The 944-nt window shown below is 27.4% G+C and carries 1 protein-coding gene; it reads left to right on the top strand.

The window, feature by feature from the left end:
- Positions 1–251 precede the first annotated feature (251 nt).
- Complete coding sequence (locus A5844_RS13715) at positions 252–782, top strand: hypothetical protein (RefSeq protein WP_086285719.1); 531 nt, start codon at positions 252–254, stop codon at positions 780–782.
- Positions 783–944 lie beyond the last annotated feature (162 nt).

Here is a 944-nt window from a genome sequence, read left to right as displayed (position 1 = left end):
GAAGTAATAACGAATGAAGAAATCAGAAAAAAAGACTCTGTAAAATGTCGTTTTTCTAATTTAACAGTTTCCATGTCAGGTAATCCAATGTATTATAAAGCAGACGATATTGTTCTTTTACCACAAGAAAATAAATAAAAATGTTAGAGCTGTGCAACGCAGCTCTTTTTATAAATTTCTTGGAAACGTATTGAGGAAGTTTTATACTTAAATGTATTGAATGTGAGTTAAATCATAAGGGAGTGCCATTAATGAAAATAAAAAGCATCAATAATTTTTATGATCGGAAATTTCAAATATTTTTTGATAATGAAGAAACTATTAGAGTAACGGAGCCAGAATATTTTGAGACATTAGTTATGTTGATAATAAAAATTTTGGATAATAATTTTTTATATGATACTACAGATAATAGTTTTGAATTCGATAATTGTATAAATTTTCTTTGTATAATTTACCAAAGCACAGTTTATGTAGCTGTCTCTTATACACATCTAGATGTGTATAATACTACAGATAATAGTTTTGAATTCGATAATTGTATAAATTTTCTTTGTATAATTTACCAAAGCACAGTTTATGTAGAGAATATCCATAATAAGAAAGAAATCTACTTTACTGCTAGAGAAGAGGAAGGATATCCTAATTTAAGATTTTTTAATAAGACAATAAGAAAGAATTCTGAAATATTTTTTCCTGACTTCTATACATACTTCACTGGAGCATATTCTAATTTAAATGTCCTATATAGCTGTCTCTTATACACATCTAGATGTGTATAAGAGACAGCTTCTATACATACTTCACTGGAGCATATTCTAATTTAAATGTCCTATATCTGTCTCTTATACACATCTAGATGTAATAAGAAGGGAAGTATGGATTATTACGAGTATAAAGCGGTCGTAGAAAAAGTTTCAGGATTAGGTAGTGTATCTACTTTA

Origin of the sequence: Candidatus Enterococcus wittei, assembly GCF_002140175.1 — a bacterium.
GTDB classification, from domain to species: domain Bacteria; phylum Bacillota; class Bacilli; order Lactobacillales; family Enterococcaceae; genus Enterococcus_B; species Enterococcus_B wittei.
Note: the sequence above shows the minus strand (reverse complement) of the source record. Positions and strands in the feature narration are given on the sequence as shown.